The sequence below is a fragment of the Serratia sp. ASV30 genome (assembly GCF_016428815.1).
In the GTDB taxonomy this organism is placed as follows: domain Bacteria; phylum Pseudomonadota; class Gammaproteobacteria; order Enterobacterales; family Enterobacteriaceae; genus Chania; species Chania fonticola_C.
Map to the genome: position 1 here is coordinate 1 of NZ_JAELTL010000250.1, position 316 is coordinate 316.

Sequence of the window (316 nt, forward strand, 5' to 3'; positions counted from 1 at the left end):
GTCGCCGTGGTGGTCAGTGAATGCCCACCTTCTGGCAATGGCGTGGTCGGGGTAAATGCCCAGGCCCCGTTGCCGTCGGTCATCACCGAACCAATCAGTTGGCCGTTGTCATAGACATTGATGGTGCCTGTCTCTTATACACATCTCCGAGCCCACGAGACAGGAGGTATCATCTCGTATGCCGTCTTATGCTTGAAAAAGGGGGGGGGGGGGGGGGGGGGGGGGGGGGGGGGGGGGGGGGGGGGGGGGGGGGGGGGGGGGGGGGGGGGGGGGGGGGGGGGGGGGGGGGGGGGGGGGGGGGGGGGGGGGGGGGGGG

At 71.2% G+C, this 316-nt stretch carries 1 protein-coding gene; it reads right to left on the reverse strand.

Annotated features, from left to right (window positions below):
- Positions 1-134: 134 nt before the first annotated feature.
- On the reverse strand, positions 135-316 hold a 182-nt coding region (locus tag JHD74_RS26305), incomplete at its 5' end, for a hypothetical protein (RefSeq protein ID WP_199063943.1).